This window comes from Micrococcus sp. (assembly GCF_034179925.1).
GTDB lineage: Bacteria > Actinomycetota > Actinomycetes > Actinomycetales > Micrococcaceae > Micrococcus.
The window spans coordinates 1-19879 of record NZ_JAXFPG010000014.1 but is presented as its reverse complement, the minus strand read 5'-3'; the positions used below and the strand labels follow the sequence as shown (position 1 = coordinate 19879).

Genomic DNA, 19879 nt, shown 5'->3' with positions numbered 1-19879 from the left:
CCACTCCCCTCCAGCCACCGCGCACCCTCGATCCGAACTTTTCTTCGGAATGCCAGGGTCGGGGCACCGAGGGCGGCCGCGTCGTCGGGATTCCGAGAAAATCTTCGGAATCTTCGGCCGCCATGCCACGATGGGTCCATGCCCGCCGCCCCCTCCCCCGCGACCACGCTCACACGCATCGGCGAAAGCGTGCGCGCCACCCGCCGCGCCATGCACCTGACCCAGCAGGAGCTGGCGGACCTGGCCGGCGTCTCCGACGCCACCGTCCGGCAGATCGAGCGCGCCACAGGCCGGGGCACACTGTCCTCGCTGCTCGCCGTGCTCGGCGTCCTCGGGCTCGACCTCGAGGTCCACGGACGATGACCACCGCCCTGGACCGCCTGCGCCGCGTCACCCGCGCGGACGTCTACAAGGCCAGCACCCTCGCCGGGCACCTGACCCGGGACACCCAGGGCACGGTGACCTTCCACTACACCCAGGGGTACTGCGCAGCCCCCGTCGCCTCCACACTGCCGGTCGACGGCCGGCCCGTCGTCGCCCCCGGCGGCGGCCTGCCACCGTTCTTCTCCGGCCTGCTGCCCGAGGGCCACCGCCTCACCGTGCTGCGCACGGCCACCAAGACCTCCGCGGACGACGAACTCACCCTCCTGCTCGCCGTCGGCGCCGACGCCCCCGGGGACGTGCAGATCGTGCCCGCGGGCGAGACCCCCCACGAAGCCCCCGCGCTGGCCGCCGCAACCCCAGGAGCCCTCGACTTCGCAGCCATCGCCGACATCCCCGACCGCCGCGCCTTGCCCGGGGTGCAGGCCAAGGCCTCCGCCTCGATGGTCAACGTCCCCCTCGCCCTCCACGGGCGCAGCGCGATCCTCAAGCTCGACCCGCCGGAACACCCCCACCTCGTCGTCAATGAGGCCCTCCACCTCGAAGGAGCCCGGCGTCTCGGCATCCCGGTGTCGGAGCACGACGTCGTCACGGACCGCCACGGCAGGCCCGGCCTGCTGGTCCGCCGATTCGACCGCGTCGACGTCGACGACGGCGCCCCCGCACGGCTGGCACTCGAAGATGGGGCCCAGGCCCTCGGGATCTACCCCGCGCAGAAGTACGCCGTCACCACAGAGGAGGTGATCACCGCGCTGACCGCGCTGACGCCCGCTGCTCCTGTGGCCGCCCGCAACCTCTACCTGCAGTTCCTCTACGCCTGGCTCACCGGCGACGGGGACCTCCATGCCAAGAACGTCTCGGTGCTACAGGGAACGGACGGCCGGTGGCAGGTTGCCCCGATGTACGACGTTCCCTGCACCGTGCTGTACCGGGACATGACGATGGCCCTGACGGTGGACGGCCGCGATCGCACCCTGCGCCGGAGGCACTGGGAGGCTCTCGCCGACGCGATCGGGCTGCCTCAACGCGCGGCCGAGGCAGCAATGCGCAAGGCCCTGGCCGCCGCCGAGGCGGTGGACCTCCGGCGACTGCCCTTCGAGGGCTCGCCGCTGAAGGGCGCCGAACGGGAGCTTCGGTACCGGCGGGGAGAGCTGCGGGGCTGAGGGGCGCTCCGGCACGGAAATCTGCTGCAGTTCCGACCCTTCTGAGGCTCCGCGGCGGGGTCAGAAGGGTCGTTTCTGCAGCGGATCGCGTCGCTCCATGCGCGGGGGTTCCGGTCAGAGGAGGTTCTGGTCCATCAGGATCTCATCGAGCTCGACCTGCAGATAGGCCCGGATCTTCTCCCTGTCGACCTCGAGGCCGTCCCACACCTCGGGGGCCGTCCAGGTGAGGCTCTCGTCTCCCCCTTCGCATCCTCCCGAGCGGCTGTAGGACCAGACGATCGACTCACAGAGGATCAGGGAGAACACGTCATCGGACCTGATGGCCTGCCTGATCTCATCGATCGTCGAGAACCCCGTGAAGTCGGCGTACACGCCGGCCCATCCGAGCGTCACGATGTCCTCATCATGCGGCCAGCCGTCGTCCAGCTCGTCCACCACGAGGCTGTACCTGGGATTGCACCGGCGTGGCGCCTCGGACTCGAACCCCCGGACCCCCGTCTCCGAGGCGATGTCGAGGTAGATGCCCTCCTCGAAGCCCGCCAGACGAGCATTGACCAGCCACTCCTCGAGCAGCCCCTTCGCGGCATCGCGGAGCTCCTGCAGAGTGCCCTTCGACCAGCGACGGTGGCCGAACCGGTCTGCGAACGCCAGGGACTCCGAATAGGTCATGAGCATGACCTGCACACTAGGCCACCGAACGTCCGCGGCGGAGAATCCGCTGCAGTTCCGACCCTTCTGAGGCTCCGCGGCGGGCTCAGAAGGGTCGTTTCTGCAGCGGATCGCGGGGCAACGGCCCCACACGCGGACCCTGCGCCGCAGATCAGGCCGCGGGGCCGGCGTCGTCCTCCGTGTAATAGCCCTGGGCGTCCACACCGCGGGCACGCTGCACCACCAAGGGACACCCGTACTCGGCCACCCGCGCCTCCAACTCGGGGAGGTGATCGGTGAACGCCGGCCACACCGTGGTCCGCACCTGCACCGGCACCCCCGCCTCACGCAGCGCCGCCAAACTCTCCCAGCAGCCCTGCGCCGCCCGCGGGGACATCCCGAACAGCCGCACGCAATCCTCAGGCAGTGCCTTCACGTCCAAGCCCACCCAGTCCGGGGTGGTCTCCGGCGCCTGAAGCAGCGTCCGCACCGCGGCGGCCCGATACCCGGACGTGTGCAGCCCAACCGGGAACCCGCGCTCATGCACGGCGGCAATCGCCTCCCCCAACCCGGGCTGGGACAACGGCTCACCCCCGGAGATCACCAGCGCATCCACGAGCCCCCGCCGCTCCTCCAGCACCGGGAAGACCTCCGCGAACGGCCGGCCCGGGCGCATCGGCCGCAGCGCCGGGTTATGGCAGTACCGGCAGGCCAGGGGGCAGCCCTGCGTGAACGCCGTCACCGTGAGCCGGCCGGGCCAGTCCGTCGCGGAGAACGGGATGATCCCGGCCAGCTGCGGCCACACCCCCAACGACGACGCCCCGCACCCCGACGCCCGGACGTCACCGGGCGCGGGGCGGGCGTCAGACGCAGCGCCCGCGGCAGGTGCGATGCCCTCCTCAGGCGCGGGGCCCGCGTCAGGCGCGGCGCCCGCGTCAGGCGCGGGGCCGGCGTCGTGCACAGCGCCGACGTCAGGCGCGGAGCCGGGGCGGGAGACGGACTCAGGCAGCGAAGTACACCCGCTCGTGGAACTCGCCCTGCTTGCCGGTGTTGAAGCTCGCCATGGGGCGGAAGTAGCCCATCACGCGCGTCCACATCTCCGTCTGCTCCCCGCACTCACACACCGGCACCTCACCGTGGAGGTAGCCGTGCGTCGGGCAGATCGAATACGTGGGCGTGATGGTCACGTACGGCAGGCGGAAGTTCTCCAGGGCGCGGCGCACCAGCCGGGCACAGGCCTCCCCCTCAGCCAGGTACGCCCCCATGTAGAGGTGCAGCACCGTGCCGCCGGTGTACTGCTTCTGCAGGTCGTCCTGCAGCTTCAGCGCCAGGAACGGGTCCGGGGTGTGGGAGACGGGCAGCTGTGTGGAGTTCGTGTAGTACGGCTCGTCCGGGGTGCCGGCCTGAATGATGCCCGGGTAGAGCACCTGGTCCAGGCGGGCGAACCGGTACGTGGTGCCCTCCGCCGGCGTCGCCTCCAGGTTGTACAGGTGGCCGGTCTCCTCCTGGGCCTGCACCAGCAACTCGTTGATGTGCTGCAGCAGGCGCAGCGCCAGATCCTGGTGGCTGATGATGTCCCCGCCGTTGAGGTTCCGGATCATCTCGTTCACACCGTTGACGCCGATCGTGGAGAAGTGGTTGTCCAAGGTGGGCAGCCAGCGCCGCGTGTACGGGTACAGGCCCTGCTCCATCAGCTCAGACACGGTGGCACGCCGCCGCTCCAGGGTGTCCACGCCCAGGCCCACAAGGCGGGTGACCTCGTCGAAGATCTCCTGCTCCGTGTCGAAGCGGAACCCGAGCCGGGCACAGTTGAGGGTGACCACACCGATGGAACCGGTCTGCTCAGCCGAGCCGAACAGCCCGTTGCCGCGCTTGAGCAGCTCGCGCAGGTCCAGCTGGAGGCGGCAGCACATCGAGCGGATGTCGCCGGGGTTCAGGTCCGAGTTGATGAAGTTCTGGAAGTACGGCAGACCGTAGCGGGCCGTCATGGTGAACAGCGCCTGGGCGTTCTCGCTCTCCCAGTCGAAGTCGGCCGTGATGTTGTACGTGGGGATGGGGAACGTGAAGGGGCGGCCGTCGGCGTCACCCTCGGAGAGGACAGCGATGAACGCCCGGTTGATCAGGTCCATCTCCTCCTGCAGGTCACCGTAGGTGAACGGGCAGAGCTCCCCGCCGACCATCGGGTGCTCTTGGCGCAGGTCCTCCGGGCAGGTCCAGTCCAGGGTGACGTTGGTGAAGGGGGTCTGGGTGCCCCAGCGGCTGGGCACGTTGAGGTTGAACACGAACTCCTGCAGGCACTGGTGGACCTGCTCGGCCGAGAGCCCGTCCAGGCGGACGTACGGGGCCAGGTAGGTGTCGAAGGAGGAGAACGCCTGGGCGCCGGCCCACTCGTTCTGCAGGGTGCCGAGGAAGTTCACCATCTGCCCGAGCGCGCTGCTCAGGTGCTTCGGCGGGGCCGAGGAGATCGTGCCGGGGACACCGCCGAACCCCTCGGTGAGCAGCTGCCGCAGGGACCAGCCCGCGCAGTACCCGCTGAGCATGTCCAGATCGTGGATGTGGAGGTCGCCCTCACGGTGCGCGCGGGCCGCCTCCTCGGAGAAGACCTCGTCCAACCAGTAGTTGGCGATCATCTTGCCGCTGGCGTTGAGGATCAGCCCGCCCAGGGAGTAGTCCTGGTTGGCATTGGCGTGAACACGCCAATCTTGGCGTGAGAGGTACTCGGAGACGGTTGATGCAGGATCGATAGCAGCCACGCCGGAACCGTAGACCTGGCGGCTCCAAGTTTCCTGAATCAGGGAGGCCTCCAGGCCGTCTCACCCAGTGGTCTGACAGGGGCGGGAGTGCCGTCTCCCCGAGGATTCCGGGGTGGCGGGCCGTGACAGATTTCACCGCGGCGGTCCGGTTCATCTGCGTTCACACGGGCACGACGCCGGCAGGTCGCCTCAGCCGGGCACGCGGGCTGCCGCGGGGCTCGCCGGGGCCAGCCGTGGAGCTCGCCTGGCCCTCCGCCGATCCGCTGCAAGAACGACCCTTCTGAGGCCTCCAAAGAGCCCCAGAAGGGTCGTTCTTGCAGCGGATCCCCCGGACGGGACGTCAGGAGTTCCAGGCGCCGATGTAGGCGAAGGCCTGCGGCCGGCGCACCGGGCCCTCAGCAGTCAGCAGCTCGCGGCCGAGCAGCTCCTCCTGCAGGTCCTTCACGGCGTAGAGGGGGATGTCGGCCTTCTCGAACTCCTTCTCCTGGCTCTCGCCCACCACACGGGAGAGCTGGAAGACACCGAGGACTTCGTTCTTGGCGTTGCCCTCACCCGGGCCGAGCGGGAGCAGCAGCACGGGCTTCTCCGTCCCGGAGCGCCGCCCGATCTCCTCGGCACGGTCCGGGCCGATGCCCCAGTAGTGGCGCGCGTTCTCCCACACCGGATCCTGACCGTCCTCCGCCTCGTGGATCCCGTTCACGGAGACGACGACGGCATCCCACCCCTCCGGGAGTCGCACCTGATCCTTCGCGCTGTTCTGCTCCGTCATTTCCCACTCCTCTGCTGCAGTGACCACGATCTGGGCGGCTGGAGCCGGACACCATCCCGACCCCGAAGCACGATCAGGACTGTACGGGATGAAATCCGCTTATGTCCAGTAGTTCAGTAATGACTCATGGATGACCTAGTGATCGCGACACTGGCACTCCGACTACCCTCCGCCGATTCGCTGCGGAAACGACCCTTCTGGAGCCTCCGAAGAGCCCCAGAAGGGTCGTTCTCGCAGCGGATCCCGTCCCCGCGCCTCCGTGCACGCCCCTCACCCCACGCTCACCCCCTCATTTCTCCTGCCAGGGGTGCTCCCCCGGTTCGTGCCGGAACACGAGGGACGTGCGGGTGGAGCCCACCGCCGGGTCCGCCGAGAGATTCTCCAGCACGAACCGGGAGACCTCCGCGGAGTCCGCCACCGCCACATGCAGCAGGAAGTCCTCATCCCCGCCCAGGAAGAACACCTGCAGCACGCCGGGCATGGCACGCATCCGCTCGAACAGCTCGGCCATGCGATCCCGGGCACCGGGGCGGATCCGCACGGAGATCAGCGCCACGAGCCCATGCCCCAGCACGGCCGGGTCCACCTCCACGGTGAACCGCCGCACCGCCCCGGACTCACGCAGTGCCTTCAGCCGCGCCAGGCACGTGGACGGCGCGATCCCCAGTTCCTCGGCCAGGGACGCGTTCGTGCGCCGGGCATCCGCCGCGAGCAGGCCCAGCAGCCTGCGGTCAACTGCGTCCAAGCCCTGCAGATGCTTCATATGACCCACCTCTCTGTGATGTACGACCTGATGATTCCATCCACTTCACCCCATTATCCCGAATCTTCTTCAGCTCCTCTCCCCATCTGCCGACGAAACCCCTAGATTCCTGCCCATGATCATCGGAGTCCCCACAGAGATCAAGAACAACGAACGGCGCGTCGGCCTCACCGCCGCCGGCGTCGCCGAACTCACCGCCCACGGCCACCAGGTGCTGGTCCAAGCCGGTGCCGGCCTCGGCTCCGGCCTGGACGACGCCGCCTACCAGGCCGCCGGCGCGGAGATCCTCGACTCCCCGGACCTGCTCTGGGAACGCGCCCAGACCGTGGTGAAGGTCAAGGAGCCTGTCGGCCCCGAACTGCAGCGCCTGCGCGCCGACCAGGTGCTCTTCACCTACCTGCACCTGGCCGCCGCCCCCGAGCTCACCGCCGCCCTGCTCGACGCCGGCACCACCGCCATCGCCTACGAGACCGTCACCGCCGGGCCCACCGGCCGCACCCTGCCTCTGCTCGCCCCCATGTCCCGGGTGGCCGGGCGCCTGGCACCCCTGGCCGGCGGCGCCCACCTGGCCTCCCCGGACGGCTCCGGCATGCTGCTGGGCGGGGTGCCGGGCACGCGCAAGGCGCGGGTCGCCGTCGTCGGCGGCGGTGTGGCCGGCGAGAACGCCGCCGTCGTGGCCGCTGGCATGGGCGCCCGGGTGACCGTGCTGGACGTGGACCTCGAACGCCTCGCGCACATCGACGCCGTCCACCAGGGCCGGATCGACACGCTCGCCTCCAACGCGCTCACCCTCGCCGAGCAGGTGGCCGAGGCGGACCTGGTGATCGGCTCCGTGCTGATCCCCGGCGCCGCCGCCCCGAAGCTCGTGACCCGCGAGATGGTGCAGGCCATGCGCCCGGGCTCCGTGCTCGTGGACATCGCCATCGACCAAGGCGGCTGCTTCGAAGGCTCCCGCCCCACCACCCACCAGAACCCGACGTTCGTCCAGGACGGCGCGGTGCACTACTGCGTGACCAACATGCCCGGCGCCGTGCCCCAGACCTCCACCGCCGCGCTCACCAACGCGACCCTCCCCTACCTGCTGCGCCTGGCCGACCACGGCTGGCAGCCAGCCCTGCGCGCCGACACCGGCTTCGCCCGGGGCCTGCACACCCACGCCGGAGCACTCACCCAGCCGGCCGTGGCCGAAGCCCTCGCCGACGAGCTCGGCCACGTGCACACCGCGGACGTGGCCGACGTCCTGGCCTGAACCTCCCCCTCAGGCCAGGGCGGGCATCTTCGCCCACACGGAGACCAGGGCACGGGCGGTGTCCTCAGGGCCGGGCCGCAGCGTGGCGGAACGGTCCACCCACGTGCGGCACGGATCCTCCACGGCCTCCGCGATCGCTTCAGCCAGCGCGTAGGTGAGGTCCACTCCCTCGGTGGGCACCACCCGCAGCGTCCCGGGGCGCAGGCGCGCCATCTCGTCCACATACCGCCCGGCGGGCACGGCCGGGCGCCGGCCCACGGACAGCCAGGAATTCATGGACCCGGAGGAGGACACGTTCCGGTGTGCGGCCACGGGGATCCCGGCTGCCAGGAGGGCGGCGTCAGCGACGTCGTCCGGTTGGAAGCCCGTCACCCGGAAGGCGAGCCCGCGTTCCTGGGCGTGGCGGGTCAACTCCGGCACAAGCGCGGCATGCCCCGTGGAGACCGGTCCGAGAGCGGTGACCCGGCGCGGCAGCAGAGGCGAGTCCCCCCACTGGCTGCGCAGCTCCGCGAGCGCGTCCAGCGCCCGCCGGTGCCCCTTGCCGGGGTAGAGGAACCCGAAGACCACCACATCCTTCTCGATGCCCTCCAGCGCCGGGGGCAGCACGACGCCGGCGGCCGCCACCTGCGCGCGGCGGTCCTCCACGGGCAGGGGCACCACATGGGCGGGCACGTCCGTCAGCTCCCGCAGCAGCGCCCGCTCGTGCTCCGAGGACACCACGACGGCGGCCACGTGCCGGGCGATGCGCCTGTAGGCCTCGGCGCGGGCCCGGAAGCGTTCCTCCCCCTCGGCCGGTTGGGGGATGTCATGGAGGGTGACGGCGGCCTGCGGGGGCAGCAGCTGGGTGAGCACGTCCGCGGCGGCGGTGGGGGTGGGCCCGAACAGGGCGTCGGTGACGTCCAGGTGGACGATGTCCCCGGCGGCCGCAGCGTGGGCGAGAGTCCCGGTGAGGCCCTGGAACCCGGTGGCGTCTGCGGCGTGCAGGCATTCGGCGTGCAGGCCGAGGTTCGAGAGTGCGAGGGCTGTGCGGATCCCGTGGCGGACCACCCCGTGGTCCGTGGGTCCGGTGCTGACGTAAAGCACCCGACCGTGCGGCAGCGGCTCCATCGGCTCTGAGGTCCTTCCGTGTGGACGAGGGTCTGCCCGTGCGTCCGGCCCAGGCCCGGTCGCCCACGGATCAGCCTAGCGTCACCGGGCCCGGACATGGGAAAGGCCCGGGTGCGGATACCCGGGCCTTTCCTGCTGTGGAGCTAAGGGGAATTGAACCCCTGACCTTTTCATTGCGAACGAAACGCTCTACCAACTGAGCTATAGCCCCGCATCCGACGTCAGTGCGTCGGCACCCTGGAAGCATACGCTCCGGGCCGCCGTCGGTCCAATCCACGCCCCGGCCCGGGGCTGCGGCGGCGCAGCGCCAGGGCGGCCGCCGCAGCCAGCCCCACACCGGCCAGATCGGCGACGACGTCCCAGGGGTCGCCCGTGCGGCCGCGCGCTTGGGCCGCCTGGAAGACTTCGCTCACGGGGGCGTGCACCGCGAACACGAGCGCGGGCCAGAGGCGGCCGGCCAGCAGCACCGCCAGCAGGGTGGGCACCGCGAACGCGATCACGTGGATCGCCTTGTCCAGGCCGGGGATCTCGACGCCGGCCTGGGGGACGTCGTCGCCGGGGAGGTAGAGCACGAGCAGGTGGGCGGCCAGGGCGAAGGCCAGCAACGTGCCCAGCAGGGCCCGGGCACGGCGGCGCCCCCGGCCGGAGGGGCCGGGGGCGCGCGGGGTGGGGGTCGGCGTGGTCATCCGTGGAGCCTAGCGCCGGTACCCGGAGGGCTCCCGTTTCTCGCACCGGAGTGCCCTGGGGAGCTCCTGTTTCTCGAACGGAAGTGCCCTGGGGAGCCCCCGTTTCTCGAACGGGAGTGTCAGGGGCGGTCGAGGAGGATGACGTCCAGGCGGCGGGGGCCGTGGACGCCCTCGACGCGCTCGAGCTCGATGTCACTCGTGGCCGAGGGGCCCGAGATCATCGTGATCGTGGCCGTCGGCTCAAGGCGCTCCAGCGACTCCGGGATCAGCTCCACAATCGAGTCCAGCGGGACGATGCACACATGGTGGTCGGGCACGAGGCTGATCGCCCGGCGGCCCTCATCCGGACGGCCCGAGAGGAAGATCGTGCCGGTCTCCGAGCAGGACACCGTGGAGGAGGTGACCACAGCGCCGACCTCGTTGAGCACACGCACCCCGAGCGCGCCGGCGTCGCCCACCGTGGGCTCCACGATGCGCACACGGCCCTCACCCTCCGGCAGGGCGAAACCCTCCGTGGCGGTGACCGACTCGTCCTCCGGCAGCCAGGCCTCATCCAGGCCCGGGGGCACCACATAGGTGCGGGCATCCGCCAGCAGCTCCGCGACCCGCCCGGCCACGGAACCGACGTCCTCCCGGTACACGTTGGCCTTGTAGTCCACCAGCCGGTCCACCAGCTGCTCCACGACCTCCTCGCGGGACATCTCGGACACACGCCGGTAGGTGCGCTCCACAGGCTCCGGGGTGGGCCGGTCCTGCAGGGCCTCGCGGACCCGGCCCAGGATCACGTCCTTGGCGTCGTTCACTGGTTCTCTCCCTCACGCTCGGCGCCCTGCGGCGCACCCTCTGCCTGCTGATCGACGCCCTTGCCAGCGCCGACGTCCTTAGGGGTTCCGTCGGCCTCCCGGTGGCGGGCCCACCAGTGACGGAAGGACTCCTTCGGCGGAGCGGGCACGTCCCGCTGCTCCGTCCAGCCGCCGGCGAGGCCCGGCAGCCGGCCCAGACGCCGGTCCGGTCCGGCGGCCACACGCCCGGCGGGCAGGCCGCGCTCGGCCAGGCCCATGAGCGTGCCCGAGGACATCACCGTCCTGGCGCCGGCCATCATCAGGTCCATCTGCGAGGGCACCACAGCCTTCACTGCGGCCTTGGCCTTCGCCACCGGACCCTCAGCCTCGGAGATCGCGGCACGCTTGGCCGCATGGGTGGCCTGCACGTCCTCATCGCGCAGGTGCACCAGGATCGAGGGGATGTCGATGGCCACCGGGCAGACGTCGTAGCAGGCCCCGCACAGCGAGGACGCGTACGGCAGCGTGCCGTTGGCCCCGGCGTCGACGCCGGTGAGCTGCGGGGAGAGGATCGCACCGATCGGGCCCGGGTACACGGAGCCGTAGGCGTGGCCGCCGGTCTGCTCGTACACGGGGCACACGTTCATGCACGCCGAGCAGCGGATGCAGTGCAGCGCGGACCGGCCCTCGGGGTCGGAGAGCACCGCGGAGCGTCCGTTGTCCAGGAGCACCAGGTGGAACTCCTGCGGGCCGTCGCCCGGGGTCACGCCCGTCCACATCGAGGTGTACGGGTTCATGCGCTCGCCCGTGGAGGAGCGCGGCAGCAGCTGCAGGAACACCTCGAGGTCCTGGAAGGTGGGCACGAGCTTCTCGATGCCCATCACCGTGATCAGCGTGTCCGGGAGGGTCAGGCACATGCGCCCGTTGCCCTCGGACTCCACGACGGCGAGCGTGCCGGTCTCCGCGACACCGAAGTTGGCACCGGAGATCGCCACGGAGGTGGAGAGGAACTTCTCACGCAGGTGGCGGCGGGAGGCCTCGGCCAGGTCCCGCGGCTCGGAGGTGAGGGACTCGTCCGTCTCCTCCATCTCCCGCAGGAAGATGTCACGGATCTGGTTGCGGTTCTTGTGGATCGCCGGCACCAGGATGTGGCTGGGGCGGTCATGGTCCAGCTGCACGATCAGCTCGGCCAGGTCGGTCTCCGTGGCGGCGATGCCCTCGGCGGCCAGGGCCTCCTCGAGGTCGATCTCCTGGGTGGCCATGGACTTGACCTTGATGACCTCGTCCACGCCCTTGGCCTTGACGAGCTCCGTGATGATGCGGTTGGCCTCGGCGGCGTCGCGCGCCCAGTGGACCACACCGCCGCGGGCGGTGACGTTCTCCTCCAGCTGGGCCAGCAGCTCCGGCAGGCGGGACATCACCTCCTGCTTGAGCGCGGAGCCGGCGGCCCGCAGCTGCTGCCAGTCCGGCAGCTCCCCCACCACGTTGGCGCGCTTGCCGCGGATGGTGTGGGTGGCGTGGCGGATGTTGGCGCGCATCTGGGTGTCCCCCAGCTGCTCGCGGGCGGAACGGGGGAACGGCTCGTCCAACCGGATCCGGCCCTGTCCGTGGACGGGGCGGACGGTGGGCATTCCGAGCGGGGTGCGGCTCATCGGGAGACCTCCTCGGCGGCGGCGGTGCGGGGGGCGGTGTCCGCGGAGGAGCAGCAGCCGCCGGCGCCGTCCCCGCAGAGGGAGGCGCCGCGGCGGGCCGGGCGGTCCTCCGGGATGGACAGCTCCACGGGGCCGTCCACCTCGAGCGGGTTCTCCCGCGTGGAGGCGAGGATCTCCGCGAAGTGCAGGGCGCGGACGGGGCGGCCGTCCTCGGTGTGGGTGCCGCGGCGGGACATCGCCCCGCCCAGGTGCAGCAGGCAGGAGGCGTCGCCGCCGGTGAGCACGGAGGCCCCGGTGCGCTCGACGTTGCCGATCTTCTCGTCCGCCATGGCCCCGGAGACGTCCGGATTCTTCATGGAGAAGGTGCCGCCGAAGCCGCAGCACTCCTCAGCGTCGGGCAGCTCGCGGTAGTCGATGCCGCCGACGCTGCGGACCAGGTCCTTCTGGCGGTCGCCCAGACGCAGCAGGCGCATGCCGTGGCAGGAGGGGTGGTAGGTGACCGTGTGCGGGAACCAGGAGCCGAGCTGCTCGGCGGCGTCGGTCACGCCGAGCACGTCCGTGAGCAGCTGGGCAAGCTCGTAGGTGCGGGCGGCCACGGCCTCCGCATCCCGGGCGAGGGCCTCGTCGCCGCCCTTGCGGGCGACCATCGGCTGCTGGTGGCCGAGCGAGGCGACACACGAGCCCGAGGGGGCGACGGCGACGTCGTACTCCGCCTCCATGAAGGTGCGCACATGGTTGCGCACCACAGGCAGGGCGTCGGCCATGTAGCCGCTGTTCACGTGCATCTGCGAGCAGCAGCCCTGGCCGGTGGGGAACACGACCTGATGGCCGAGTCGTTCGAGGATGTCCGCGGTCGCCAAAGCGACGCGCGGGTGCATCGCGTCCACGATGCACGTGGCGAACAGGGCGATTCTCATGCGGGCCTCCGGTTCGAGCGTGGCTTGTCAGGCCCGGGTGGGCCAGCGAGGTCAGACCATACCAGCGATGGTGTCGCCGCTCACAGTCCACCGGAGAGTCCGGTGCCAGCCCGGATTTGAGGCGGACTCGCCGCCGGCATTTGCACCGTGACCGCGCTCACAGTACGCTCCGTGGCCGGACCTCAGTGGACTGACCACGCAGGCCCACCCCGGGGCCACACCCCCCGCCCACTCCCACCCCACCATCCGCCACCGGAGGACCCGTGCAGACCTTCACTGCGACCCCCGACGCCGCCGGCAGCCTCGGGCTGTCCGCCGCCCTGGGCGCCCTGCCCCTGCTGACGTTCTTCGTCACCCTCATGCTCCTGAAGCTGAAGGCCTGGCAGTCAGGCCTGATCTCCCTGGCCGTCGCCCTGCTCGTGGCCGTCCTCGGCTTCCACATGCCCGCAGACCTCGCCCTGCTCTCCGCCACCCAGGGAGCCGCCTTCGGCCTGTTCCCGATCGTCTACATCGTGGTCATGGCGCTCTGGTTCTACCAGGTGACCGTGCTCTCCGGCCGCTTCGAGGACATGCGCTCGATCTTCGACTCCATCGGCGGCGGAGACATCCGCATCCAGGCCGTGCTGATCGCCTTCTGCTTCGGCGGTCTCCTCGAAGCCCTCGCCGGCTTCGGCGCCCCCGTGGCCATCACCGCCACCATGATCCTCGCCCTCGGCATCCCCCCGCTGCGCGCCGCCACCGCCGTGCTGCTGGCCAACACCGCCCCCGTGGCATTCGGCGCCGTCGGCACCCCCATCACCACCGCCGGCACCCTCACCGGCATCCCCGCCGAGCACATCGGCGCGATTGTCGGCCACCAGGCCCCGTTCGTGGCCGTGTTCGTGCCGTTCATGCTCGTGCTCATCATCGACGGCGTCCGCGGCATCCGGCAGACCTGGCCGGCCCTGCTCGTGATCGGCGTGACCTTCTCCCTGTCCATCTGGTTCGCCTCCACCTACTTCTCCTACGAGCTGACCGACGTCGTCGCCGCCCTGGTGTCCATGGCCGCCGCCGTCGTCATGCTCCGCTTCTGGCGCCCCCAGGGCGCCGCCGAGGCCCGCGAGCGTCTGGGCGTGGACATCCCCCGGGCCGCCGCCTCCCTCACTCCCATGCGCGTGTGGATGGCCGTGCTGCCCTACGTGGTGGTGGTCACCGTGTTCGGCCTGGCCAAGCTCGTTCCCGCCGTCACCGGCCTGCTCAACGAGGCCACCACCCGCACCCCGTGGCCCGGCCTCGACGGCCGCCTGCTCGACGCCGCCGGCCAGCCGATCGCCAACACCGTGTACAAGGCCGAATGGCTCGCCTCCCCCGGTACCCTGCTGCTGATCTCGGGCCTGATCGTGGCCGTGGTGTACTCCGTGTTCCACGACGGCGGCCGGTACCGCCTGAACGTGGGCGACGCCGTCGCCGAGATCGGCCGGTCCGCCTGGCGCATGCGCTGGTCCGCGCTGACCATCATGATCGTGCTCTCGCTGGCCTACGTGATGAACTTCTCCGGCCAGACCATCGCCATGGGCACCTGGGTGGCCGGGTTCGGCACCGCATTCGTGTTCCTCTCCCCCGTGCTCGGCTGGATCGGCACCGCCGTGACCGGCTCCGACACCTCCGCGAACGCCCTGTTCTCCACACTGCAGCAGACCGCCGCCCACAACATCGGCGCCGACCCGGCCCTGCTCGTGGCCGCGAACACCTCCGGCGGCGTGGTCGGCAAGATGATCTCCCCGCAGTCCCTCGCGATCGCCGCCACCGCGGTGAGCATGGAGGGCCGGGAGAGCGAGATCCTGCGCCGCGTGGTCGCCTGGTCCGCCGGGCTGCTCGTGCTGGTCTGCCTGATCGTCTACTTGCAGGCCACCGTCCTGCACTGGATGCTCCCGGCCGCCAGTTGAGGGATCATGCACGGAGGGGGGGGTGACGCCTCACAGCGTTACCCCCCTCCTGCCGTCCCCCTCCGCGACCCGACCCAGAAAGGCCCCACCATGGCCCCCACGCCCCGCACCTACAGCGTCGTCACCGACTGGCTGGAGGGCGAACTGCGCGCAGGCCGGATCCGCGTGGGCGACAAACTCCCCGGAGAACGGGCCCTGGCCGAGCACTTCCAGATCTCCCGCGCCTCCGTGCGGGAGGCCACCCGCATCCTCGACGCCATGGGCCTGGTGCGCTCCAGCACCGGCTCCGGCCCTCAGGCGGGGGCCGTCGTCGTCTCTGAGCCCTCCGCCGCGCTGGGCTGGGCGCTGCGCCTGCACATCGCCACCCGGGCCCTGCCCGTGGCGGACCTGGTGGACATGCGTGTGCTCCTGGAGACGCAAGGGGCCCGCGAGGCCGCCGCCCGCCCCGACCACCCCGAACGCGCCGCCGTGCTGGCCGAGGCGCAGGAGCTGTTCGAGCAGATGGACGTGCCGGGGCTGCCCTCGGACAGCTTCCACCCCCTCGACACCCGCTTTCACGAGGTGCTGGCCTCCCTGGCGGACAACCTCGTGCTCGACACGATGCTCGCCTCCCTGCGGCAGGCCGTGCTCGGCTACGTGCGCGAGACCGTCTCCACCCTGCCGGACTGGGAGTCCGTGCGGGTGAACCTGCAGCAGGAGCATCGGGAGATCCTCGAGGCCGTCACCGCACGCGACACCGACCGCGCCGTGGCCGCCCTCACCCGCCACATCGAGGGGTTCTCCGCGCTCGCGCTGCGGATCGACGTGCGGGACTGAAGGCGGAGCGGGGGCGGGGGCGGGGGCAGATCCGCTGCGAGATCGACCCCTCTGCGCCCTCGACGAGGTGCCGGAAGGGTCGATCTCGCAGCGGATCCTCGAGGTGACGCCCCGCGTGGCGGTCCTCACCGCTGGAAGTGCGCCACGATCCCGGCCCCCAGCACCGCCAGCGCAGCCATCGCGCAGACCAGCTCCACGAGGATGCCCAGGCCCATCGCCTTCAACGCACCCCACGAGGCGGACCATGCCGCGGCCAGATCCCGGCGGCGCACCCACTCCGCCCCCAGCAGGCCGAGCGCGAAGCCGAGGAACACCCCCACGAACGGCACCACGAAGAACCCCACGGCGGCCGCCGCGATCCCCACGAGGATCGGCCCCCGCGGGATCCGCTCCCTCCGCAGCCGCCGCCCCGTGAGCACCGCCGAAGCGCTCATGCCCGCGATCGACAGGCCCGCGGCCACCACCCCGAACGTCCAGGACGCAGCCGACCCCAGCACAGCGGCCCACACGAGCGCGGTGACCGCGTTGAGGATCGAGCCGGGCAGGATCGGGTAGATGATGCCGACCATCCCCACGAGCAGCAGCAGGACGGCGAGGACGGAGACGATGACGGCGAGGCTCACCCGTCCAGTATGCGCGCCCCGACGCGGGCGCGGGCGGGCCTCCACCCCGGACCGGCTCAGAGCCCGGCGAGGAACTCCCGGTGGAAGGACCAGTCACCCGTGACCTCCGGGTGGAAGCTCGTGGCCAACACATGCCCGGCGCGCACGGCGACGGGCACGGCGGAGGCGGGGGCGGCGTCGTCGTGGTGGTGGGGGGCCGGGGCGCCGGAGGCGACCATGCGGGAAGCCGGCACCTCCGCGAGGACCTCCACACCCTCCCCCACACGGACGACGGCAGGCGCGCGGATGAACACCGCGTGCACCGGATCCGCGGAGACGGCGGGCACCGCGAGGTCCGCCTCGAACGAATCCACCTGCGTGCCGAACGCGTTGCGGCGCACGGTCACGTCCAGCACGCCCAGGCTGCCCTGCCCGGGCGCGGGGTTCTCGATGCCGGCAGCCAGCAGGATCATCCCCGCGCACGTGCCGTAGGCCGGCAGCCCGTCCCGAATCGCGTCCGCCAGCGGGGCCTTCAGGCCCATGATCCGGGCCAGGCGGTCCATCACAGAGGACTCCCCGCCCGGCAGCACGATCCCGTCCAGGCCGACGAGGTCCGCGGGGCGGCGCACCGGGCGTGTGCGGGCACCGAGGCAGGTGAGGACATGCATGTGCTCCCGGACGTCCCCCTGCAGGGCGAACACGCCGACGGTCTTCTGGGCTGCGGTCATGGCCGCCACCCTACCGACGAGGAGCCCGCCGCAGCCGTCATCCGTGATGGAATCCGGCGGCGACAGGCTCCCCCTGCAGGCCCGACGGCGGCCCTGTGCGGGGCCGGCAGGCGATCAGCGGGCGATCACCAACCGCGCTCGGCCAGACGGTGCGGGGCCGGCAGGTCCGCCACGTTGATGCCGACCATGGCCTCCCCCAGGCCGCGGGAGGCCTCGGCGATCGCGGCCGGATCGTCGAACTGGGCGGTGGCCTTCACGATCGCCTTGGCCCGCGCGGCCGGGTCGCCGGACTTGAAGATGCCCGAGCCCACGAACACGCCGTCGGCGCCCATCTGCATCATCAGCGCCGCATCCGCCGGGGTGGCGACACCGCCGGCCACGAACATCACCACGGGCAGGGTGCCGGTCTCGGCGACCTCGGCCACCAGCTCGTACGGGGCCTGCAGCTCCTTCGCGGCCACGTACAGCTCATCCTTGGACAGGCCCTTGAGCTGGCCGATCTCCTTGCGGATGGTGCGGATGTGCTTCATGGCCTCGGAGACGTCGCCGGTGCCGGCCTCGCCCTTGGAGCGGATCATGGCCGCGCCCTCGGTGATGCGGCGCAGCGCCTCGCCGAGGTTGGTGGCGCCGCAGACGAACGGCACGTCGAAGCCCCACTTGTCGATGTGGTTCACATAGTCCGCCGGGGAGAGCACCTCGGACTCGTCGATGAAGTCCACCTTGAGGGCCTGCAGCACCTGGGCCTCCACGAAGTGGCCGATGCGGGCCTTGGCCATCACGGGGATGGACACGGCCTCGACGATGCCGTCGATCAGGTCTGGGTCGGACATGCGGGCCACGCCGCCCTGGGCGCGGATGTCCGCGGGGACGCGCTCGAGGGCCATGACGGCCACAGCACCGGCGTCCTCGGCGATCCGGGCCTGCTCCGGGGTGACGACGTCCATGATCACGCCGCCCTTGAGCATGTCGGCCAGGCCTCGCTTGACGCGGGTGGTGCCGGTGCCGCGGGCGCCGTCGTCGGCGGCGGACGTGGTGGAGGCGGAGAAGGAGGGGGTGCGCTCGTCGCTCATGGAAGGTTCCTGTTCTGCTGGGCTGAGACGGGGGCCGGCCTCCATGGTGTCATGGCCGTCACCAGTGGCGGGATCCGAGACCGTACGCGTCCGGTTCCCCTCTCCTCCACAGAGCGCCCCCTTCAACGCTCCGGGGCCTCTCCCTCAACGCTCCGGGGCGCTCCTCCCCTGCGCTCCGGGGGCGAAAGGGGCCGGAATTCCCCCTGGATTTCGGCCCCTTTCGCCCCCGGAGTGAGAACCAGGCCTCCCCCTGCGGGCCGAGCCGTACCATGGGCGGGGATCACCCCACCCACCGTCGAGGAGGCCGCCATGCGTCCCGTCCCGACCGTCGTCGCCCGCACCGGCCTCGCGGCAGCGCTCACCGCCAGTCTGTTCACCGCCACCGGTTGCGGCCTACGCCCGTCCCCCGCCGAGGGCACCATGGAGCCGGCCACCGTGGCCTTCACCATCCCGACGGCGGAGGCAGGCCCCGGCGTCACCGGTCGCCCCTACGGGTGCGGGGACCTGCTGGTGCCCGTGCAGACCGTGCCCGTGAGCGGGGACCGGGCCCACGCCGCCGTCGACTTCCTCTTCGCCAGCGCGCGCAAGGACACGCACGGGGATCCGCCCCTGCACAACGCGGTCGCGGCGACGGCGGACACGCTCACCTTCACCGGTCACGAGACGCGCGGGGACACGGAGGTGTTCACCTTCACCGGAACCGTGACGGCGGCCGACACCTGCGCGGCCGAGCGCATCCGGGCGCAGCTGCAGGAGACAGCCCGGGCGCAGTCCTCCGCCGCCCAGGTGCGGCTCGAGGTGGACGGGCAACCGCTGGACGACGTGCTCGGCCTGGCCCCGCTGGAGCTCGGGGCGGAGACCATGACCCCCTGAGCCTGCCGTCGGTGGAGCCCTCCTCGCACGCTTCCGGCCGCAATCGCCCCTCCTCCCATGCTTCCGGGGGCGAAAGGGGCCGGAATCAGGGGAGTATTCCGGCCCCTTTCGCCCCCGGAGCGTGAGGGAGGTGCCTCCAGACCCCAGACCCCATCTCCCAGCTCCCAGCTCCCAGCTCCCAGCTCCCACCCTCACCCCGGCACCCTTCCCGCGCCGCGGCAGATCGTATATGATCCGCGCCATGACGCAGACCACAGCACCGGCCGCGCCTGCAGGCTCCTCAGGTGCCACGCCCGCAGGCTCCGCCCCTGCAGCCACAGCGCCTTCCGCCAGCGCACCGGAACCCACCGCGCCCACGGTCACCGCGCACGACTTCACCTCCCGCGAGAACCGCCCGGGCAAGGTCCTGGCCCTGCACCTGAACTACCCCTCACGCATCGCCCAGCGCGGCCGCACCCCGCAGGCCCCGGGCTACTTCCTCAAAGCCGGCACCTCCATCGCCCGCTCAGGGGACACGATCGATCGCCCCGCCGGCACGGAGCTGCTCGCCTACGAGGGCGAGATCGCCCTGGTGATCGGCAAGCCCGCCAAGAACGTCTCCCTCGAGAACGCCTGGGACCACGTGGCCGCTGTCACCGCCGCCAACGACTGGGGCGTCTACGACCTGCGCGCCGCGGACAAGGGCTCAAACCTGCGCAACAAGGGCCGCGACGGGTACACCCCGGTCGGCCCCGAGCTGATCGACGCCCGCAAGGTCAGCCCCGACCAGCTGCGCGTCCGCACCTGGGTCAACGGCGATCTGGTCCAGGACGACGTCACCGCCGACGAGCACATGATTTTCCCGCTCGCGCAGGTCGTCGCGGACCTCTCGCAGCACGTCACGCTCGAAGAGGGCGATGTCATCTTGACCGGCACCCCGGCGGGATCGTCCGTGGCCCAGCCGGGCGACGTCGTCGAAATTGAAGTTGACGCTCCCCAGGCCGACGGCGCTCCGA

The 19879-nt window shown here is 71.3% G+C and carries 20 protein-coding genes and 1 tRNA gene; 7 read left to right on the top strand and 14 right to left on the bottom strand.

What is annotated here, in order from left to right; all coding sequences use genetic code 11:
* The first annotated feature begins 138 nt into the window (after nucleotides 1-138).
* The gene (locus tag SPI96_RS02570) at nucleotides 139-363 is read left to right on the top strand and encodes a helix-turn-helix transcriptional regulator (RefSeq protein WP_321080806.1); all 225 of its coding nucleotides are present in this window, start codon (nucleotides 139-141) and stop codon (nucleotides 361-363) included.
* A complete protein-coding gene (locus SPI96_RS02565; RefSeq protein WP_321080805.1) occupies nucleotides 360-1544 on the top strand; it encodes a type II toxin-antitoxin system HipA family toxin in 1185 nt (394 codons plus the stop codon). The genes SPI96_RS02570 and SPI96_RS02565 overlap by 4 nt, the downstream gene beginning before the upstream one ends.
* A gap of 114 nt (nucleotides 1545-1658) precedes the next feature.
* Here SPI96_RS02565 and SPI96_RS02560 read toward each other — a convergent pair whose 3' ends face one another.
* The 5 genes from SPI96_RS02560 to SPI96_RS02540 form a co-directional block, all read right to left on the bottom strand.
* Entirely contained in the window at nucleotides 1659-2228 is a 570-nt protein-coding gene (locus tag SPI96_RS02560; protein ID WP_321080804.1) for a hypothetical protein, read from the bottom strand.
* 136 nt (nucleotides 2229-2364) lie between these two features.
* A complete protein-coding gene (locus tag SPI96_RS02555; protein ID WP_321080803.1) occupies nucleotides 2365-2997 on the bottom strand; it encodes an anaerobic ribonucleoside-triphosphate reductase activating protein in 633 nt (210 codons plus the stop codon).
* A 196-nt stretch (nucleotides 2998-3193) separates the two neighbouring features.
* On the bottom strand, nucleotides 3194-4945 hold the full coding sequence (locus tag SPI96_RS02550) for a ribonucleoside triphosphate reductase (protein WP_321080802.1): 1752 nt from the start codon (nucleotides 4943-4945) through the stop codon (nucleotides 3194-3196).
* 340 nt (nucleotides 4946-5285) lie between these two features.
* Nucleotides 5286-5714 (bottom strand): hypothetical protein, encoded by a 429-nt coding sequence (locus tag SPI96_RS02545; RefSeq protein ID WP_321080801.1) that lies wholly within the window; start codon nucleotides 5712-5714, stop codon nucleotides 5286-5288.
* 289 nt (nucleotides 5715-6003) lie between these two features.
* Nucleotides 6004-6477, bottom strand: a complete 474-nt coding sequence (locus SPI96_RS02540; RefSeq protein ID WP_321080800.1) for an Lrp/AsnC family transcriptional regulator — start codon at nucleotides 6475-6477, stop codon at nucleotides 6004-6006.
* 115 nt (nucleotides 6478-6592) lie between these two features.
* Between SPI96_RS02540 and ald the strand changes: the two genes are divergently transcribed.
* Nucleotides 6593-7726, top strand: a complete 1134-nt coding sequence (gene ald / locus SPI96_RS02535) for an alanine dehydrogenase (protein ID WP_321080799.1) — start codon at nucleotides 6593-6595, stop codon at nucleotides 7724-7726.
* A 9-nt stretch (nucleotides 7727-7735) separates the two neighbouring features.
* Here the strand turns inward: ald and SPI96_RS02530 are convergent, their stop codons facing one another.
* From SPI96_RS02530 to SPI96_RS02505, 6 genes are all read right to left on the bottom strand, one after another.
* On the bottom strand, nucleotides 7736-8833 hold the full coding sequence (locus SPI96_RS02530) for a hypothetical protein (protein WP_321080798.1): 1098 nt from the start codon (nucleotides 8831-8833) through the stop codon (nucleotides 7736-7738).
* 138 nt (nucleotides 8834-8971) lie between these two features.
* A tRNA-Ala gene (locus SPI96_RS02525) sits at nucleotides 8972-9044 on the bottom strand.
* Between the two features lie 10 nt (nucleotides 9045-9054).
* On the bottom strand, nucleotides 9055-9519 hold the full coding sequence (locus SPI96_RS02520; protein WP_321080797.1) for a VanZ family protein: 465 nt from the start codon (nucleotides 9517-9519) through the stop codon (nucleotides 9055-9057).
* 119 nt (nucleotides 9520-9638) lie between these two features.
* Nucleotides 9639-10322, bottom strand: coding sequence for a LutC/YkgG family protein (locus tag SPI96_RS02515; RefSeq protein ID WP_321080796.1), 684 nt, complete (start codon nucleotides 10320-10322; stop codon nucleotides 9639-9641).
* Nucleotides 10319-11953, bottom strand: coding sequence for a LutB/LldF family L-lactate oxidation iron-sulfur protein (locus SPI96_RS02510; RefSeq protein WP_321080795.1), 1635 nt, complete (start codon nucleotides 11951-11953; stop codon nucleotides 10319-10321). The genes SPI96_RS02515 and SPI96_RS02510 overlap by 4 nt, the downstream gene beginning before the upstream one ends.
* Nucleotides 11950-12870, bottom strand: coding sequence for a (Fe-S)-binding protein (locus SPI96_RS02505; protein ID WP_321080794.1), 921 nt, complete (start codon nucleotides 12868-12870; stop codon nucleotides 11950-11952). The genes SPI96_RS02510 and SPI96_RS02505 overlap by 4 nt, the downstream gene beginning before the upstream one ends.
* A gap of 263 nt (nucleotides 12871-13133) precedes the next feature.
* Here SPI96_RS02505 and SPI96_RS02500 point away from each other — a divergent pair, with 263 nt between their 5' ends.
* Both SPI96_RS02500 and SPI96_RS02495 read left to right on the top strand, forming a co-directional pair.
* Nucleotides 13134-14795 carry an L-lactate permease gene (locus tag SPI96_RS02500; protein ID WP_321080793.1) on the top strand — a complete coding sequence of 554 codons (1662 nt, stop codon included), beginning with the start codon at nucleotides 13134-13136 and terminating at the stop codon, nucleotides 14793-14795.
* Between the two features lie 90 nt (nucleotides 14796-14885).
* The gene (locus SPI96_RS02495) at nucleotides 14886-15611 is read left to right on the top strand and encodes a FadR/GntR family transcriptional regulator (RefSeq protein WP_321080792.1); all 726 of its coding nucleotides are present in this window, start codon (nucleotides 14886-14888) and stop codon (nucleotides 15609-15611) included.
* Between the two features lie 125 nt (nucleotides 15612-15736).
* Here SPI96_RS02495 and SPI96_RS02490 read toward each other — a convergent pair whose 3' ends face one another.
* The 3 genes from SPI96_RS02490 to pdxS all read right to left on the bottom strand — a co-directional run bounded on the left by SPI96_RS02490 (nucleotide 15737) and on the right by pdxS (nucleotide 18011).
* Entirely contained in the window at nucleotides 15737-16234 is a 498-nt protein-coding gene (locus SPI96_RS02490) for a DUF456 domain-containing protein (RefSeq protein ID WP_321080791.1), read from the bottom strand.
* A gap of 56 nt (nucleotides 16235-16290) precedes the next feature.
* Complete coding sequence (pdxT, locus tag SPI96_RS02485; protein WP_321080790.1) at nucleotides 16291-16941, bottom strand: pyridoxal 5'-phosphate synthase glutaminase subunit PdxT; 651 nt, start codon at nucleotides 16939-16941, stop codon at nucleotides 16291-16293.
* 125 nt (nucleotides 16942-17066) lie between these two features.
* Entirely contained in the window at nucleotides 17067-18011 is a 945-nt protein-coding gene (gene pdxS, locus SPI96_RS02480) for a pyridoxal 5'-phosphate synthase lyase subunit PdxS (RefSeq protein ID WP_321080789.1), read from the bottom strand.
* Between the two features lie 309 nt (nucleotides 18012-18320).
* Between pdxS and SPI96_RS02475 the strand changes: the two genes are divergently transcribed.
* Nucleotides 18321-18884, top strand: coding sequence for a hypothetical protein (locus tag SPI96_RS02475; protein WP_321080788.1), 564 nt, complete (start codon nucleotides 18321-18323; stop codon nucleotides 18882-18884).
* A 241-nt stretch (nucleotides 18885-19125) separates the two neighbouring features.
* Nucleotides 19126-19879: fumarylacetoacetate hydrolase family protein (locus SPI96_RS02470; protein WP_321080787.1), on the top strand; the 754-nt coding region annotated here is incomplete at its 3' end.

Bases quoted from the DNA above. Each gene is read 5' to 3' on its own strand.
- SPI96_RS02505 (WP_321080794.1), bottom strand. From the start codon at position 12,870: ATGAGAATCGCCCTGTTCGCCACGTGCATCGTGGACGCGATGCACCCG.
- SPI96_RS02495 (WP_321080792.1), top strand. From the start codon at position 14,886: ATGGCCCCCACGCCCCGCACCTACAGCGTCGTCACCGACTGGCTGGAG.
- ald (WP_321080799.1), top strand. From the start codon at position 6,593: ATGATCATCGGAGTCCCCACAGAGATCAAGAACAACGAACGGCGCGTC.
- SPI96_RS02520 (WP_321080797.1), bottom strand. From the start codon at position 9,519: ATGACCACGCCGACCCCCACCCCGCGCGCCCCCGGCCCCTCCGGCCGG.
- SPI96_RS02545 (WP_321080801.1), bottom strand. From the start codon at position 5,714: ATGACGGAGCAGAACAGCGCGAAGGATCAGGTGCGACTCCCGGAGGGG.
- SPI96_RS02565 (WP_321080805.1), top strand. From the start codon at position 360: ATGACCACCGCCCTGGACCGCCTGCGCCGCGTCACCCGCGCGGACGTC.
- SPI96_RS02570 (WP_321080806.1), top strand. From the start codon at position 139: ATGCCCGCCGCCCCCTCCCCCGCGACCACGCTCACACGCATCGGCGAA.
- SPI96_RS02475 (WP_321080788.1), top strand. From the start codon at position 18,321: ATGCGTCCCGTCCCGACCGTCGTCGCCCGCACCGGCCTCGCGGCAGCG.
- pdxS (WP_321080789.1), bottom strand. From the start codon at position 18,011: ATGAGCGACGAGCGCACCCCCTCCTTCTCCGCCTCCACCACGTCCGCC.
- SPI96_RS02540 (WP_321080800.1), bottom strand. From the start codon at position 6,477: ATGAAGCATCTGCAGGGCTTGGACGCAGTTGACCGCAGGCTGCTGGGC.
- SPI96_RS02530 (WP_321080798.1), bottom strand. From the start codon at position 8,833: ATGGAGCCGCTGCCGCACGGTCGGGTGCTTTACGTCAGCACCGGACCC.
- SPI96_RS02510 (WP_321080795.1), bottom strand. From the start codon at position 11,953: ATGAGCCGCACCCCGCTCGGAATGCCCACCGTCCGCCCCGTCCACGGA.
- pdxT (WP_321080790.1), bottom strand. From the start codon at position 16,941: ATGACCGCAGCCCAGAAGACCGTCGGCGTGTTCGCCCTGCAGGGGGAC.